The organism is Blautia sp. MSK18_10, assembly GCF_020553185.1.
In the GTDB taxonomy this organism is placed as follows: Bacteria; Bacillota; Clostridia; order Lachnospirales; family Lachnospiraceae; genus Blautia_A; species Blautia_A wexlerae.
This window is the reverse complement of record NZ_JAJCGT010000001.1, coordinates 142,016-158,038: the sequence shown is the minus strand read 5'-3', so window position 1 is coordinate 158,038 and position 16,023 is coordinate 142,016. Positions and strand designations below refer to the sequence as shown.

The following is a 16,023-nucleotide window of genomic DNA, read 5'->3' as shown; positions in this document are numbered from 1 at the left end:
ACAAGAACCTATTTCTTTTATTTGCATACAAATAAAAACAGGAGGAATAAATTGATGGATATAAATGTATTTTATGGAATTTTGATTCCTTTTCTTGGAACTTCTGCAGGAGCCGCCTGCGTATTTTTCATGAAGAAGAATCTGAATGAACAGATTCAAAGGGCACTTACCGGTTTTGCAGCAGGAGTTATGGTTGCAGCTTCCATATGGAGTCTGCTGATCCCGGCAATTGAACAGTCTTCCGGACTGGGGAAGCTTTCATTTGTACCGGCAGCAGTGGGATTTTGGATAGGGGTGCTTTTTTTGCTCTTGCTGGATCACATGATCCCGCATCTTCACCAGAACAGTAACAAGGCAGAAGGTCCGAAGAGCAAACTTCAGAGAACTACCATGCTGGTTCTTGCAGTAACTCTGCATAATATTCCGGAGGGAATGGCAGTAGGAGTCGTATACGCAGGCTATTTAACAGGTCACGCCCAGATCACTATAATGGGAGCCATGGCTCTTTCTATCGGGATTGCCATTCAAAACTTTCCCGAGGGAGCCATTATTTCTATGCCCCTGCGTTCTGAGGGAATGGGAAAAACCAAAGCCTTTGCAGGAGGAGTCCTGTCCGGAATCGTAGAACCTGTCGGTGCAGTCCTCACAATCCTGGCTGCCGGCCTCATTGTCCCGGCACTTCCATATCTTTTAAGCTTCGCTGCCGGAGCTATGCTCTATGTAGTGGTAGAAGAGCTTATACCTGAAATGTCTGCCGGAGAACACTCCAACATCGGAACCCTTTTCTTTGCGGTAGGATTCTCTCTGATGATGATTCTGGATGTAGCTCTTGGATAAACAGATAATAATACACTATAAATATTCATTACTATAGCAATCCCTGCCAGAGATTTTTTGGGATTGTTATCTGCAGGGAACAGGAATATAATATTTCTGTTAAGCAATATTTATTCAAAAGCAATAACTTAAATGGAGATAAAAAATGGACTACAGAAAATTCGGCGAATGCTATTACATAAGAATGGATCGTGATGACGAGATCATCAGTACAATCCTCGAAATATGCAAAAAAGAAAACATCAGATCAGCCACTTTTTCCGGGATCGGAGGATGTAAGGATGCAGAAATCCAGACCTTTATCCCAGAGACAGGCAGCTTCGAAGAACAGCGTATTTCCGGAATGCTTGAGTTGGTATCTTTAAACGGCAACGTGGTCACAGGTGAAAATAATATCTGTTACCATCATACTCATGCAGTATTCTCTTATAAAGATGGTGAACGACATTGCATGGCAGCAGGTCATATGAAATCAATTACTGTACTGTATACTGCAGAAATCGAACTTCGTCCGGTAACAGGCGGAACTATCCACCGCAAATATGATCCTGAAACAGGGACTGGATTCTGGGATTTTAACTAAACTTTAGAAAACGATTTGTTTTGATTGAGCAAGGAATTCTCGTGCAAACCTTCAAACTGATGTAAGATAAGATTACTCAGTTTGGAGGTTTTATTTTTATCAGGTATCAGAGGTAAATGGATGGGTAGAAGATAAAATGCAAAAGGAACAGTTCATTGAGAGTGTACAGATTTTAACACAAGTTCTGTATACTTTTTTTTATAAGAAATGAAACTTTTTGTTCCCTGGCAGGATATATAAGAATGTAAAGGTTAAAAGCTTTTAATTTTTGAAAGTATTAAAAAGAAAGTTGGGTTGATATGACAGATGAAGCAGAGCTTTTGCAGCGTCTCAGGAACAGAGAAAAAAATTCAATAGATGAAGCAATCCAAATTTATACACCGTATTTGAGCACTGTTTTGTATCATATGGCCGGCAATTCACTGCCGAAAGAGGATATTGAAGAAATTGTGGCAGATGTGTTTATTGTACTCTGGAAGAATGCCGGGAGAATAGATTTACAGAAAGGTACATTACGGTCATATCTTGCTGCCGTTGCCCGGAATTTTGCTCTGAAACGGATAAACAGAAAAACGGATTATACATTTCTTGAGGATATTGAACTGTCAGATGGCAAAAATTTCATTGAAGAGAATTTTCATAACAATTATGTATGGGAAACAGTTATGAGTCTTGGCGAACCTGACAGCGAGATTTTTGTAAGACGGTATAAATTTGATGAAAAAATCAAGGACATTTCAAAAGCAATGGGACTTAATATTTCTACAGTTAAGACCAGACTTTCAAGAGGAAAAAGAAAACTCAGAAAAATGTTATCGAATGCGGAGGAAAGATTATGAGAAGAAAAAATTTGCTTAAAGAATTGGGAATACAAAAACAGGCAGATACTTCCTGCAATGCTCTTGATATTGATACAGAGAATATCAGACAGAGAGTTTATGCAAAACTTGACTTCGCAGATACAGAAAGGAAGCAAACGACTATGAGATCAAAAAAGAAAATATTACCTTTGTTGATAGCTGCAACACTTACAATTGGAGCTACTGCTGTGGCGGCAACAGGGAAGATTTCAATGTGGACAGGTTCATCTGCATCACGTGCTGATTATACATCTCTTCCAACGGCAGAACAGGTTACAAAGAATATTGGGTATAGACCGGTATTGATTGATACCTTTGAGAACGGGTACTGCTTCAAGGATGGCAATATTGTAAAAAACAGTTTTAAGGACGACAATGCAAATGTAATTGAGAAGTTTAAATCCGTGTCCTTTGATTATCAGAAGAATGGAGATGTTGTATCGTTTGAACAGCAGAAGTTCAATTCAAAGCTTACACCGGCAGGTGATATTATTGCCACTATAAATGGAACAAATCTGTATTATGTACATTATATAAATAAAGTAGTATCGGATGATTACGAATTGACAGAACAGGATAAAAAAGACCAGGCCAGTGGAAAAGTTGTATTCAGTTACGATGACAGCGCTTCTCAGATTGAAGTCAGTCAGGTTCAAAGCGTTAACTGGAATAAAGATGGCATCCAGTATGATTTGCTGCAAATAGATGGAAAATTATCTGCCGGTGAACTTGCAGATATGGCGAGAGAGGTTATTAATAACAGAAGATAAAGAAAAAAGATGGTGAATTCAGTCCGGTTCACCATCTTTTTGTAACTGTTGTGGAAATACCTGTGAAGGGGTGGCAGCAGCCAAATGGCGGGGTTCTGATCTGTACAGATATAAAATACCGCCAAAGAAACCAAAGATCAATCCTGTATACCCGCCACTGCAAAGGACAACAGTTACCTTTGTAACGAAGGACATACCGCCGATCATGCAGATCAAAAATCCTGCCAGAAGACCGATCGTTGTCCAGCCCATAAGTGAAACAGCCAGAAAAGCTGCGTAAGCATGTGAGTTTTTTACCTGTTTATTAATAGAATTCCATAATGTCTGATACATAATGATTCCTCTTTTCTCTTTCAATTCTTTGATTACTATTATAGAAACAGTTTGTAAAATACACATGCTCGCTAATGAAAAATCTCTGTAAAATTTTCTTTCTCTGTTATATGCAGAGGACGGAGAAAGTACAAGACAGAAAAACAATTACGTATATTATACAAATGAATGCATTTGAAAATGGTTTTATAGCAATCCTCTAAAATAATGCATCTTAATCCAGCCCATCAGAGTGTGAAATCCTGCGTCGGATATCTTTGCCGTGCGTCAGCACGCCTGCAGATATCTTCTTTGTCTTTCGCACTCTGCTGAACTGTCTTAAATGCATTATTTACGAGGATTGCTATAGGTAACAGATAACGATATAAAATGACCGTATGCGTGCGAAGCGGATTGCGAATATCTGCTTGATAATCATACATATTGCATAAAAACACCTATCTATAATTGTAAAATATATATAAATTATCTCTTGATATTTTATAAAAAAAAGAGTAAAACTTTAGATAAATAAAAAAGAGAAATGCATAGAACAGGACAGGTCACAGAAGGAACCGGATTACAGAGAGTCGCAGGCAGGTGAGATGCGGCAGATGGTAGTTTGTGATATCACCCGGGAGCATCCCGCTGAAATCTATAGTAAGCCGGGACGTGGTCTTCACGTTACAGGAGAAGCTGTTTGGCTTAGACAGTGTTAAGAGATTGTATCTGGTGACAGGTATAATAATACAAAGTGGTACCACGGAATATTCCGCCTTTGTTATCCAATTGGAAATTGGATAGCAGGGGCGTTTTTTTATATATAAATATAAAAGAAAGAAGAGGGAAGACATTATGAGTGGAATAGTAATGATGATAATAGCCATTGTAGTGCTGGGTGGAGCATATCTTCTGTATGGCCGTTATCTTCAGAACAAATGGGGCATTGACCCAAAAGCAAAAACACCGGCATATGAGATGGAGGATGGAGTGGATTATGTACCGGCTGATACCAATGTGGTATTTGGTCATCAGTTTGCATCTATAGCAGGTGCAGGTCCTATCAACGGACCGATCCAGGCAGCAATTTTCGGCTGGCTTCCGGTTATGCTCTGGATCCTGATCGGTGGTGTATTTTTTGGAGCAGTTCAGGATTTTGCATCTATGTATGCCTCTGTAAAGAACAAAGGCCGTACAATCGGATATATCATTGAAGCCTATATCGGAAAACTGGGAAAGAAATTATTTCTTTTATTCTGCTGGCTGTTCTGTATTCTGGTTGTTGCAGCATTTGCAGATGTTGTGGCAGGAACCTTTAACGGATTTGTGACAGATAACGCAGGAACCGTTACCAAGGTAGCAGCAAACGGAGCAGTTGCAACAACTTCCATGTTATTTATCATCGAGGCAGTGGGACTGGGATTTTTCCTTAAATATTCCAAGTTTAATAAATGGATCAATACTGCAGTGGCTATTTTATTATTGGTGCTCGCAATTGCGCTGGGACTTAAATTCCCGGTATATGTAAGTCTTGGAACCTGGCATATTATTATCTTTGCATATATTCTGGTAGCCAGTGTAGCCCCTGTATGGGCATTGCTCCAGCCCCGTGATTATCTGAACAGTTATCTGCTGATCTTTATGATCGTTGGTGCGGTTATCGGTGTATTTGCAGCCAACCCATCCTGTAATCTTAAGGCATTTACAAGCTTTAATGTGGACGGACAGTATATGTTCCCTATTCTTTTCGTGACAATTGCCTGCGGTGCAGTTTCAGGCTTCCATTCACTGGTATCCTCCGGCACTGCATCAAAACAGATCAAAAATGAAAAGAACATGCTTCCGGTTTCCTTTGGTGCAATGCTTATGGAAAGTATGCTGGCAATTATTGCACTGATTGCTGTTGCATCCTTTGCAGATGGTGAGGCAGCAGCACAGGGACTTACCACTCAGCCGCAGATATTTGCAGGTGCTATTGCAAACTTCCTTTCTGTAATCGGTTTGCCACATTCACTTGTATTTACACTGATCAATCTGGCTGTATCAGCTTTTGCGCTGACTTCTCTTGACTCAGTGGCCAGAGTAGGACGTCTGTCATTCCAGGAATTTTTCCTTGATTCTGATACAGACGAGGAAAATATGAGCCCGTTCTTAAAAGTAGTAACCAATAAATATTTTGCGACGATCATTACACTGGTACTTGCCTATCTGCTTACAAAGGTAGGATATGCAGAAATCTGGCCACTGTTTGGTTCTGCCAATCAGCTGTTATCTGTACTTGCCCTTGTAGCCTGCGCAGTATTTCTTAAGAAAACAAAACGCCAGGGCTGCATGCTCTGGATTCCTATGGTATTTATGATGGCAGTTACCTTTACTGCACTGGGTATGACCATCAGTAAGCTTACAAAAGCATTATTTACCACAGGCCTTGATCTTGGAAATACCTTACAGCTTATCTTTGCAGTGTTACTGCTGATCCTTGGTGTGCTGGTAGCAATCCAGGGAGTGAAGAAGCTTTTTGAAAAAAATGATGAAAAACAGACTGCATAATTTAAGAAGGATAGCGGTTGATATTCTTACATAAAAATAAAAATCCGAAAAAAGACACTTTGGGAGAGTCACCTCATCCCTAAGTGTCTTTTTTAATCGAATCAAGTAAGTCCCCTGTTTCAGTTGAGAACATTGGCTTGACTTTGTGATATATTTTGCTTGAATTCGTTTGTCGTAGTTAGCGGAATTTTCAATCATCTGTCGATAGTCAGCCAATCAATTTCTCATTCACATACTCAAATCCGAGACGTTTCACAGTATCTGCAAATCGTTCTCCTGCGATTCCTTCATTTTTGAAGAGAAGGATTGCTTTTTCTATGACTGCCATTACTTCTTCTTCCTCTGTGAAAATTCTGGTAAGAGCCTGACCGTGTGAGATTCGCTTACCCCAGCGGCCTCCGATATAGATCTTATAACCATTCTGATATTCCGGTACTGCGCCGAAAGGACATTTTCCTTTGCATCGTCCGCAATGGATACATTCTTCAGGATCAATGTAAAGTTTACCGTCAACTAATTTCGGAACGTGGACAGGGCAGCTTTTTTCAATCTGACATTTCTTACATCCCCGGCATTTCTCTGCATCCGGTTTTGGGATTCTCTGGCCGATAATTCCCATATCATTCAGATTAGGTTTTACACAGTTATTTGGACATCCGCCAACTGCGATCTTGAATTTGTGCGGGAGTATCACATCGTGATAGCCTACATAAAAACGCTCATGGATCTTTTGGCTGAGTGAAAAGGTGTCAATCAGACCATACTGGCAGGTTGTTCCCTTGCATGAGACAACAGGACGCACTTTAGCTCCGGTTCCGCCTGTCATCAGGCCATGCTCTCCAAGGAAGGCGATTGTTTTCTCAATATTATCATAAGGAACTCCCTGGATTTCCATACTCAGGCGGGTTGTCATAGTAATCTGACCATTTCCGAATTTATCTGCAGCGTCCGCAATGGCACGATGTTCATCTGTGGTAATATGACCATTTCCTGTGATGACCCGAATATTAAAGATGTCATCATATCGTTTGTCCTGAAGACATCCAAGACCTTTTACCCGTTTGATTTCCTCGGGACTCAGTTTTTTGTTGGCGGATGTTGTTATTTTTTCCTCATTCATGTTTAAGTATCTCCTTTATGTAGCTGTTGCTTTTCTCTGATATATACGGCGTTTCTTTTGTTGATTATAAGCTTCATGAATGATAAAATCAATTGTTTTTATGACCGCTTGCGTCTGTACTCGTTGGGAGTCATTCAAAATTGTTTCTTAAAAGCAGTTGGAAAGTGGCTCTGGCTGGAAAAGCATGAAATGAACTATCCGTTCCTAAAATTGTTATAATAAGAGTCCATATGCAGAACTTTTGTATATAATAGACTAAGTGAATATCTGGAAATGAGATTAAAATGCCAGACCAGAAAATAGATAACCTTTTAAATCTCGCAATGGATGCAACCCCACAGGAGCGTAGAAAGTCAGGAAATCTTAACATAGGATATGATCCTGCAACCAGGCTATGGGATGTGATCATAAAGTACAGCGGACCGGAAAGTGGTCTGGCTGGAAATGGAATTCAGGTAGTGCCATTGTTAGGCGGCTATGCAGTGGTAACTTTGCCGGACAGTGAGATTGATAAGTATTCCCACAGAGCGCAGGTGGAATTTATGGAGAAACCCAAACGCCTGTATTTTGAATTGTTTCAGGCGAAGGGAGCGAGTTGCATCCGCACAGTGCAGACCGGCAGGAATGGACTGACGGGAAAAGGAATCCTGACAGGAGTTGTGGATTCAGGAGTGGATTATTTTCACCCTGATTTCCGAAATGCAGATGGGAGCAGCAGAATTTTACGTTTATGGGATCAGAGCATACAGGGAAATCCACCTCAGGGATATGTGACAGGAACTGAATATACGAAAGAGCAGATCGATGAGGCGCTTGCACTTGGAGAAAACCAGGGCAGGCGTCTTGTTCCATCTTCAGATTACAGTGGACATGGAACTTCCGTGCTGGGGGTTGCAGCAGGAAATGGAAGGGCGTCAGATGGGGTGAATCAGGGAGTTGCCTGTGAAAGTGATCTGTTGGTTGTGAAAATGGGAATTCCCAGAGAGAACTCCTTTCCCAGAACTACGGAACTGATACAGGGGATTGATTATCTGGTGAGGCAGGCGCTGGCTATGGAAAGACCAATGGTGATCAATCTCAGTTTTGGAAATAATTATGGCTCACACAAAGGAGATTCCCTCCTTGAAACATATATAGATATGGTTTCTTCCACAGGACGTCTAGCTATCTGTACAGGTACAGGGAACAACGGCAATCAGCCTCTGCATGAGGGAGGAACCCTGAAACAGGGACAGACCAGACAGATAGAATTATCTGTGAGCAGCAGGGAACCAACATTAAATGTGCAGTTATGGAAATCTTATGAGGATGAGATGAGTATTTATATTGAAAATCCATCCGGAAACCGGATCGGCCCCTTAGACGAAAAGCTTGGTCCTCAGAGGTACAGACTGGGAAATACAGATCTTTTAATCTATTATGGCAAACCTGGACCCTATCATCTGACACAGGAAATCTACATAGATTTCCTTCCTGGGAAAACTTATGTGGACAGTGGAGACTGGAAAATCATCCTAAGTGGAAAAAAGGTCAGAGGAGGGGAATATTACCTGTGGCTGCCGGGTGGAAATACTCTGAACAGAGGGACTGGGTTTTATGAACCAAGGGCATATGGAACTTTGACCATACCTGCCACAGCCCGGCGGGTTATTGCAGTTGGAGCATATGATTCGCTGGTTGACTCTTATGCGGATTTTTCTGGAAGGGGCAGCAGAATGCTGCCATATCTGAAACCTGATCTGGTGGCACCGGGAGTAAACATAGTTGCTCCCGTACCCGGTGGTGGTTACAGAATAGTAACAGGGACTTCCTTTGCAACACCATTTGTCAGCGGATCCGCAGCATTGTTAATGCAATGGGGGATTGTAAATGGAAACGATCCCTACCTCTATGGGGAAAAAGTAAAAGCCTATCTCCGAAAAGGCGCCAGACCATTGCCGGGGTACGAGGAGTATCCCAATGAAGAGGTAGGATGGGGGGCACTTTGTTTGGAGAATAGTTTTCCAAAATGAAAATGTTGTAGGTATGAGGAAAACATGCTATGGTATGTATACAATGCGCAAAGAGGAGCAGAAAAAATGAAGTACGAACATATCACAGAAGGCCGTTTCATAGATCGTCCTAATCGGTTTATTGCACATGTGGAGATCAATGGGCAGGTGGAAACGGTTCATGTAAAGAATACAGGCAGGTGCAGGGAGCTTCTGGTCCCGGGTACACAGGTTTTTCTGGAAAAGAGCAGCAATCCGGCGAGAAAGACAGCCTATGATCTGATCTGCGTAAATAAAAAGGGCAGGGGCCTGATCAATATGGATTCTCAGATTCCCAATAAAGCAGCACTGGAGTGGGTAAAGGCAGGACATCTTTTTCCGGAAAAGGTTCAGGTAACGCCGGAGAAGACCTATGGAAATTCCAGATTTGATCTTTACGTCTGTTCAGAGAAACGTAAGGCTTTTATAGAAGTGAAAGGTGTCACTCTGGAATCTGACAATATAGCACGATTTCCTGATGCACCTACAGAAAGAGGTGTGAAGCATCTGAAAGAGCTGATCCATTGTATGCAGGAAGGATACGAAGCTTATCTGCTTCTGGTAATCCAGATGAAGGGAGTTGACAGGTTTGAGCCCAACTGGGAGACTCATCGGGAATTTGGAGAAACATTACAGGAAGCGGAAAGGGCAGGAGTGCATATTCTGGCTTATGACTGCCTGGTAGAACCTGACAGAATGGAAATTCAGGATCCGGTACCTGTATGCCTTGCTTCTGACTGGAAATAAAAAAGTATTCCCGCAATCAGCAGGTCCTATTCAAAAATTGCGATGACTGCCAATGCTTTTGAAGAAGACCGTAAAAAGGCAATCAAAGCGGGTATGAACGCTCATATTGCCAAACCAATCAGTGTAGATATAATTCTGGAAAATCTGGAGAGAATGCGCCAAAACAGAAAGTATTTTAATGAACCTGCTGAGAAGAGTTAAAAACTTTTCAGCAGGTTTTAATTTATCCAAAAAATTACATGCATACTGTCAGAAGTGCTAGTGTAAATATCTGAGCGTTCACGTATAATGTAGATAAACAAAAAATCTTCTCACAAAATTAAGTAAAAAAGAGTCCGAGCAGTACATTAAAAAAAGAAAGGAGATGTTTGTATGAGTAAAAAAATGAGGTTGTGGATGGCAGGAACAGTAGGAGTCTTAATGGCAGGCTTTATGAGCGTAAGTGTTTATGCCCTTGAAGAAAAGGATGTTATTGGAACCTGGTATGTAAATGAGCTTTCTATGGGCGAAGGTGCATCCTTTCATCCGGGGGCAATGGGAATGGAAGTGACCGTGGACATTAAAGAAGACGGTAAAATGGAAACAACAAGTTCTGTTTATGGGGAAGAGCCTGAAGTAGATGAATCAGAGTGGAAAATAGAAAATGATAAAATTTTGATGACTCATAATGATCAGACAGGGGAATGCGAGTACAAGGACGGTAAGATAACCTTAACAGCAGATGGAACGACAATGATCCTGAGTCAGGAAAAGGAAGAGTATGAGCCTTATGTACCGGGCAAACCGGTAGAAAATCCAACTATGAAGGATTTTGAAGGAGAATGGAGCTGTACTCTGATGGAAGCATTTGGAATGCAGATGCCGGTTAATGCTGACTTTACAGGATTTGAAATGAGTATGTCTGTGGAAGACGGAAAGGCTGAAATTATCTTAATAGAGAGCGGAGAAGAGACAAAAGTAGAACTTCAGGGCGACGTGGAAGGAAACGCACTGGTATTAAAGGCTGTAACAGAGGATGAGGCAGGAACTATGTTTTTCAGTCTTGATAATATGAAGTTCAATTTACTGGATGATGGAAAACTGTGTTTGATAGCAGAAGATGATGCAGAGGAATCTGATGACGGCGAAGAAGCAGATGATTCTGAAACAGGTGAAGTTGATTTTTCCGTAAAGACATATTTTGAAAAAATAATTGTTACAGAATAAGGTAAAATACTGCCGCACCATTCCGGTGAGGCAGTATGGGTTTTCAGATAAAAAAGGAGGATAGGGTATGGGATTATTTGATAAGAAAATCTGTGACATCTGCGGAGAGAAAATTGGGTTATTGGGAAATCGAAAACTGGATGACGGAAATCTGTGTAAGGATTGTGCGAAAAAATTATCACCATGGTTTGAGGAGCGGCGGCATAGTACGGTAGAGGATATCAAACGCCAGCTGGAATATCGTGAAAAAAACAAAAAAGCGGTAATGGACTTTTGTATAACCCGTCAGATCAATACCAGAAATTACAATGTTTTTATTGATGATAATAAGGGGAATTTTACTGTTGCGCGGAAACTGGATGTCAATGAAAACCCGGACATAGTTCCTTTATCAGCCATTGTACAGTGCAGGGTTGATGTAGACCAACAGCAGCAAGAGGAAACATATACAAAGGATGGAGAAACTGTAAGTTATCAGCCACCGGTATATAAATATGAATTTGATTATACTATGCGTATTAAAGTGAGAACCCAGTGGTTTGATGATATGGATTTTCGCTTGAATACTTTCTCTATAAGCAGTGATAACAGAAGGGAATTGATGGAAGTGGAGCAGACTGCTTATCAGATTATTGCGGCACTGACACCAAATGCAGTCGGGATGCAGTCCGGAATGTCAGGATTGAACATGAATGGAGGAATGCAGTCTGGGATGCCCGGAATGAACATGAATGGAGGAATGCAGTCCGGAATGCCGGGAATGAACATGAACGGAGGGATGCAGTCTGGGATGCCCGGGATGAATATGAATGCGGGAATGCAGCCCGGGATGTCAGGAATGAACATGAATGCGGGAATGCAGCCTGGAATGACCGGGATGAACATGAACGGAGGGATGCAGTCTGGGATGCCCGGGATGAACATGAATGTGGGAATGCAGCCCGGGATGCCCGGAATGAATATGAACGGAGGGATGCAGTCTGGGATGCCGGGAATGAACATGAACGGAGGAATGCAGCCCGGAATGTCCGGAATGAACATGAACGGAGGAATGCAGCAGACGGGAATGTCAGAAACGAACATGACCGGAGGAATGCAACAGAATAACAGTTCGTGGAAATGCCAGTGTGGTGCAGAGAATACCGGAAAGTTTTGTGAATACTGTGGTCAGCCAAGACCGTTTTAAGTAATGATTAAACAGAGTGGACATAATTGTTCACTCTGTTTGTGATAAAAAGCTCTGAAAATAGATGATTTCTCTAAAAACTATATGATAAAATGGTGCTTTATAGTATAATTATTACAAAAATGGATTAGAGCGTATTTGAAAAATCATTCCTGCAAATTGTGACGCACATCTTGCGTAAAGCATTTTTCAAACCCGCTCCGGTAAGAGAGGAACTTTCATGACATACAGTAAAAAGAGGACTCTGTCATATGGAGTGATTCTGATAAGTGTGTTGCTGGCTTATTTCTGCAGGCAGGTGAGAACGGAAAATGTTTTTATGAGAAATCTGGCAGATCAGTGTCGTAGCTGTATTTATCTGGGAATGTACTGTGCCTGGGTGATTTATCTGAGAAGACATGTAGTACATAAAAAAACGCGCAGATGCCTGACTGCAATTGGCTGTCTGATGGTATTCTGGTTCTTTGTGCGGACAGTAAAATTTCATATTTTTCATGATCCTCTTGGAGAACATATCTGCTGGTATCTATATTATATTCCCATGATTCTGATTCCGGTTCTGGGTTTGGCAGCAGCAATGTTTTTGGGCGAAAAGGAGGAAGAGAAAACGGTCAGAAAGGTTATAATTTTATTGACCGTGGCAGCGATATTGATCGTAAGTGTTTTTACAAATGATTTGCATCAGCTGGTATTTCGTTTTTCCAAACAGCCTCCATTTTCGGATAAAGATTACAGTTATGGTATTATTTTTATGGTGATTCAGGGATGGATCTTGATCTGTCTGACAGGGATGGAAATCATTCTGATCAGAAAAAGCAGAATTCCGGGAAAGAAACAGTTCTGGCTGCCAGTGATTCCGGGAATATTACTTCTGGGATGGAATATCGGAAATATACTCCGCCTGCCTTTCATCAAAATCATTGCAGGGGATATGACGGCAGTGTGCTGCCTTTTAATGGCAGCAATTTTTCAGGGTTGTATATTATGTGGATTGATACAGACCAATAATCGATATTTTGAATTATTCCAGACTTCCGGAGGACTGGATGCAGAGATTACAGATCATTCTTTTCAGCGCTATTATCATTCCGGCGATTTCCCAGAGCTGTCGTCTGAACTGCGTAAAATCATAATAGACAGATCATCAGTACAGGAACAGGGAATCCGGATCAACCATATTCCTATAAGGGGAGGACATTTGTTTTGGTCAGAGGATATTTCGGTACTGCTGGATCAGTATCAGGATATTCGGGAACAGCAGGAGGAACTGACTGCCAGAAATCGTTTGTTACAGAAAGCTTATCAGAAAGAGGCTGAGCGGAGAAAGACAGAAGAACAGAACCGTCTGTTAAATATGATACAGAATCAGACAGCAGGTCAGCTGGAATTGCTGTCACAGTTTATGGAGGAGCTGGAACGGACAGAATCAAGGGAACAATATGATCGGATTCTCGGTAAAATTGTAGTTGTTGGTACGTATTTGAAGCGGAGAAAGAATCTGGTGCTGACACAATATGCATCAGATGGAAATCTGCTTACAATGGAAGATCTCAGACAAAGCCTGGCGGAATCCTGTGACAGCTTAAAATTATGCAGGATCCGGGCTGCTTACTACGTGGAAAATGTGGATGTGCAGATGAATGCAGATGATATACTAAAATGCTATGACACCTTTGAATGGCTTGTGGAACGATTGCTTGATATCATGCAGTCTGTTTTTTACCGTGTGTCGCAGATTGATGATGCTCTGCGGATTTCAGTTCATATTGTATCAGAGGCGGATCTGCGTGGATTCATGTCGGAAAGGCCGGAATTAAAAGTGCAGCAGGAAGATGAAAACGAATGGTTTATCAAATGTATCGTCTTCAGAAAGAGAGGCGGAAGATGATCAGTTTTGTGGAATGCAGTATGGCAATACAGAATGTTCTGATGATTCTTCTTGAAATCTGCATGATTCTGGAATTAATCCTCCTGCTGGTAAGAATCACCTGCTTTTCCGGGAAAAAGAAAATTGTAACGGCAGTGGCTGTCTTTGCTGTTTCTTTTATGTTCATGGGCGTTCTGATGAATGATCACAGATATTGCCTGGGAGAAAGTTCCTATCAGCCAATGCTTCAGGGTTATCCGGTCAGTGTTTTAATGGCAGTAGTTATGGGATTGGTGCTTTATCTTTGCAGAGCAATCTGGAGAGAGAGACGCAGATATCATTATTCCCTGTCTTACTGGTCTGTGAATGAGGCTGTGAATGACGTTCCCTGTGGAGTTTGTTTTTCGGATCCTTTTGGAAGGATTGTTTTGTGTAATACCAAGATGCAGGAGCTGAGCAGAATCATGACAGGTTCTTATCTGCAGGATTATGACGCATTAAGGAAAGCAATGAGTGGGGAACCTGAATCGGAAGGTCTTTGCAGATTGAGCAAAGACAGTAATGTGTTTTATTTTCCTGATGGTTCCGTCTGGATGTTTCAGGAATATAGTCTGCAGGAGCCGGATTGTGCAGGATATCTGCAGACAGTGGCAGTTAATGTATCACAAATTTATTACAATGGTGAAAAAATCAGGGCAAACAATGAAAAGCTGGAAATCCTGAATCATAAGCTGGAGGAAATGTACGAAAAAATCGGAGATAAAATCAGAGAGCAGGAGACGCTTGTCATGAAAATGCAGGTTCATGACAATTTTGGACGAAGCCTTCTGTCAATACGCAGAATATTGGAAAGGAAAGAAGATCCGGATAAAATGGATAAACAGTTGTCTGTATTGAAACATCTGGTTTATATTCTTACCGGTTCTGCTGTTGAGAGTATGGAAGAAGTATATAAGGATACGATCAGACATGCAGAAGAGCTTGGAATTTCAGTTCAGATCAGTGGGAACTTTCCCATGCATCCATCTTACAGGCTGCTGATAGACAGGGCAATCCGTGAATGTGTGACAAACTGTGCCAGACATGCCCATGGCAGTACTGTTTGGGTGAAGATAGACAAAAATGCAGATGAATATACTGTTCAGATTACCAATGATGGAGAGGTGCCTGACAAAAATGCGGAAGAAGGCGGTGGTTTATCTGCACTGAGAAAGGCAGCTGAATCAGGAAAATGCAGGATGCAGGTTTCTTTTTCCCCTGAGTTTTGTCTGATATTGAAAATGCCACTGACAGAAAGGATGGGATTCGATGGTACGGATACTGATAGTAGAAGATCAGAAGATCATGCAGAAGTATTTTGAATATATTATTATGCAGGAGCCGGAATTCCGACATGTCCAGACGGTTTCGGATGCACGTGAAGCTGTAAAAATCTGTGATTATTCGGCAATTGATCTTGTGATCATGGATGTGCAGACGTTTCATAATCATGATGGACTCAGTGCCGGAAAAGAAATCAGGGAGAAGTATCCCTATACAAAGGTATTGATCGTTACTTCCCTGATCGATCCCAAGGTACTGGAGAGGGCAAAGTGTGGATGTGCAGACAGTCTCTGGTATAAGGATCACGGGGAAGAGGAAATACGAAGTGTGATCCACAGAACCTTAAATGGTGAGCATGTATTTCCGGATGTGACACCGAAGGTGGAGCTTAACTGGATCACAAGCGGTGATATCAGTCCCAGGCAGCTTGAGATGCTTCGCCTGTATATCCGTGGAATGTCATATTCAGAGATTGCGCGGGAAATGAAATGCTCTACCTCCGGGGTAAGATGGAATTTTCAGGAAATGATCGCCAGGGCAGGATACAGCTGTAAAGAAGATCTGATAGCGGCTGCACTGGAAAGTAAGCTAATCGTAACTACGTTAAAATAGCAAGCTGATAAACTGCGAAG

General features: G+C 41.6%; 14 protein-coding genes and 1 other annotated feature. Of the genes, 12 read left to right on the top strand and 2 right to left on the bottom strand.

Annotation, left to right across the window (positions count from 1 at the left end; genetic code table 11):
• Positions 1-54 precede the first annotated feature (54 nt).
• The 4 genes from LI074_RS00675 to LI074_RS00660 all read left to right on the top strand — a co-directional run bounded on the left by LI074_RS00675 (position 55) and on the right by LI074_RS00660 (position 3,050).
• Positions 55-837 carry a ZIP family metal transporter gene (locus LI074_RS00675; protein ID WP_019160679.1) on the top strand — a complete coding sequence of 261 codons (783 nt, stop codon included), beginning with the start codon at positions 55-57 and terminating at the stop codon, positions 835-837.
• Positions 838-982: 145 nt separating this feature from the next.
• The gene (locus tag LI074_RS00670; protein ID WP_008706382.1) at positions 983-1,420 is read left to right on the top strand and encodes a PPC domain-containing DNA-binding protein; all 438 of its coding nucleotides are present in this window, start codon (positions 983-985) and stop codon (positions 1,418-1,420) included.
• 299 nt (positions 1,421-1,719) lie between these two features.
• On the top strand, positions 1,720-2,259 hold the full coding sequence (locus LI074_RS00665; RefSeq protein WP_008706385.1) for an RNA polymerase sigma factor: 540 nt from the start codon (positions 1,720-1,722) through the stop codon (positions 2,257-2,259).
• A complete protein-coding gene (locus tag LI074_RS00660) occupies positions 2,256-3,050 on the top strand; it encodes a hypothetical protein (RefSeq protein WP_118613438.1) in 795 nt (264 codons plus the stop codon). The genes LI074_RS00665 and LI074_RS00660 overlap by 4 nt, the downstream gene beginning before the upstream one ends.
• Positions 3,051-3,068: 18 nt before the next feature.
• On the opposite strand, the gene LI074_RS00655 is transcribed toward LI074_RS00660, so the two are convergent.
• Positions 3,069-3,383 carry a hypothetical protein gene (locus LI074_RS00655; protein ID WP_020993635.1) on the bottom strand — a complete coding sequence of 105 codons (315 nt, stop codon included), beginning with the start codon at positions 3,381-3,383 and terminating at the stop codon, positions 3,069-3,071.
• Positions 3,384-3,902: 519 nt separating this feature from the next.
• Positions 3,903-4,145, top strand: a binding site (T-box leader).
• A gap of 72 nt (positions 4,146-4,217) precedes the next feature.
• Between LI074_RS00655 and LI074_RS00650 the strand changes: the two genes are divergently transcribed.
• Positions 4,218-5,912 carry a carbon starvation CstA family protein gene (locus LI074_RS00650; RefSeq protein ID WP_055052711.1) on the top strand — a complete coding sequence of 565 codons (1,695 nt, stop codon included), beginning with the start codon at positions 4,218-4,220 and terminating at the stop codon, positions 5,910-5,912.
• 208 nt (positions 5,913-6,120) lie between these two features.
• On the opposite strand, the gene LI074_RS00645 is transcribed toward LI074_RS00650, so the two are convergent.
• A complete protein-coding gene (locus LI074_RS00645; protein WP_118341840.1) occupies positions 6,121-7,032 on the bottom strand; it encodes a 4Fe-4S dicluster domain-containing protein in 912 nt (303 codons plus the stop codon).
• A gap of 284 nt (positions 7,033-7,316) precedes the next feature.
• On the opposite strand from LI074_RS00645, the gene LI074_RS00640 reads away from it, so the two are divergent.
• The 7 genes from LI074_RS00640 (at position 7,317) to LI074_RS00610 (ending at position 16,003) form a co-directional block, all read left to right on the top strand.
• Entirely contained in the window at positions 7,317-9,044 is a 1,728-nt protein-coding gene (locus tag LI074_RS00640; protein WP_173697591.1) for a S8 family peptidase, read from the top strand.
• A 66-nt stretch (positions 9,045-9,110) separates the two neighbouring features.
• Positions 9,111-9,809 carry a DNA/RNA nuclease SfsA gene (sfsA, locus tag LI074_RS00635; RefSeq protein WP_118586553.1) on the top strand — a complete coding sequence of 233 codons (699 nt, stop codon included), beginning with the start codon at positions 9,111-9,113 and terminating at the stop codon, positions 9,807-9,809.
• Between the two features lie 372 nt (positions 9,810-10,181).
• The gene (locus tag LI074_RS00630) at positions 10,182-11,015 is read left to right on the top strand and encodes a hypothetical protein (protein WP_020993631.1); all 834 of its coding nucleotides are present in this window, start codon (positions 10,182-10,184) and stop codon (positions 11,013-11,015) included.
• Positions 11,016-11,082: 67 nt separating this feature from the next.
• Positions 11,083-12,201: a DUF4428 domain-containing protein gene (locus tag LI074_RS00625; RefSeq protein WP_173697590.1), complete on the top strand. Its 1,119-nt coding sequence runs from the start codon at positions 11,083-11,085 to the stop codon at positions 12,199-12,201.
• A gap of 220 nt (positions 12,202-12,421) precedes the next feature.
• The gene (locus LI074_RS00620) at positions 12,422-14,089 is read left to right on the top strand and encodes a histidine kinase N-terminal 7TM domain-containing protein (protein WP_173697589.1); all 1,668 of its coding nucleotides are present in this window, start codon (positions 12,422-12,424) and stop codon (positions 14,087-14,089) included.
• Positions 14,044-15,429 carry a sensor histidine kinase gene (locus LI074_RS00615; RefSeq protein ID WP_173697588.1) on the top strand — a complete coding sequence of 462 codons (1,386 nt, stop codon included), beginning with the start codon at positions 14,044-14,046 and terminating at the stop codon, positions 15,427-15,429. Before LI074_RS00620 ends, LI074_RS00615 begins: the two co-directional genes overlap by 46 nt.
• On the top strand, positions 15,377-16,003 hold the full coding sequence (locus LI074_RS00610) for a response regulator transcription factor (RefSeq protein WP_118586543.1): 627 nt from the start codon (positions 15,377-15,379) through the stop codon (positions 16,001-16,003). The genes LI074_RS00615 and LI074_RS00610 overlap by 53 nt, the downstream gene beginning before the upstream one ends.
• Positions 16,004-16,023 lie beyond the last annotated feature (20 nt).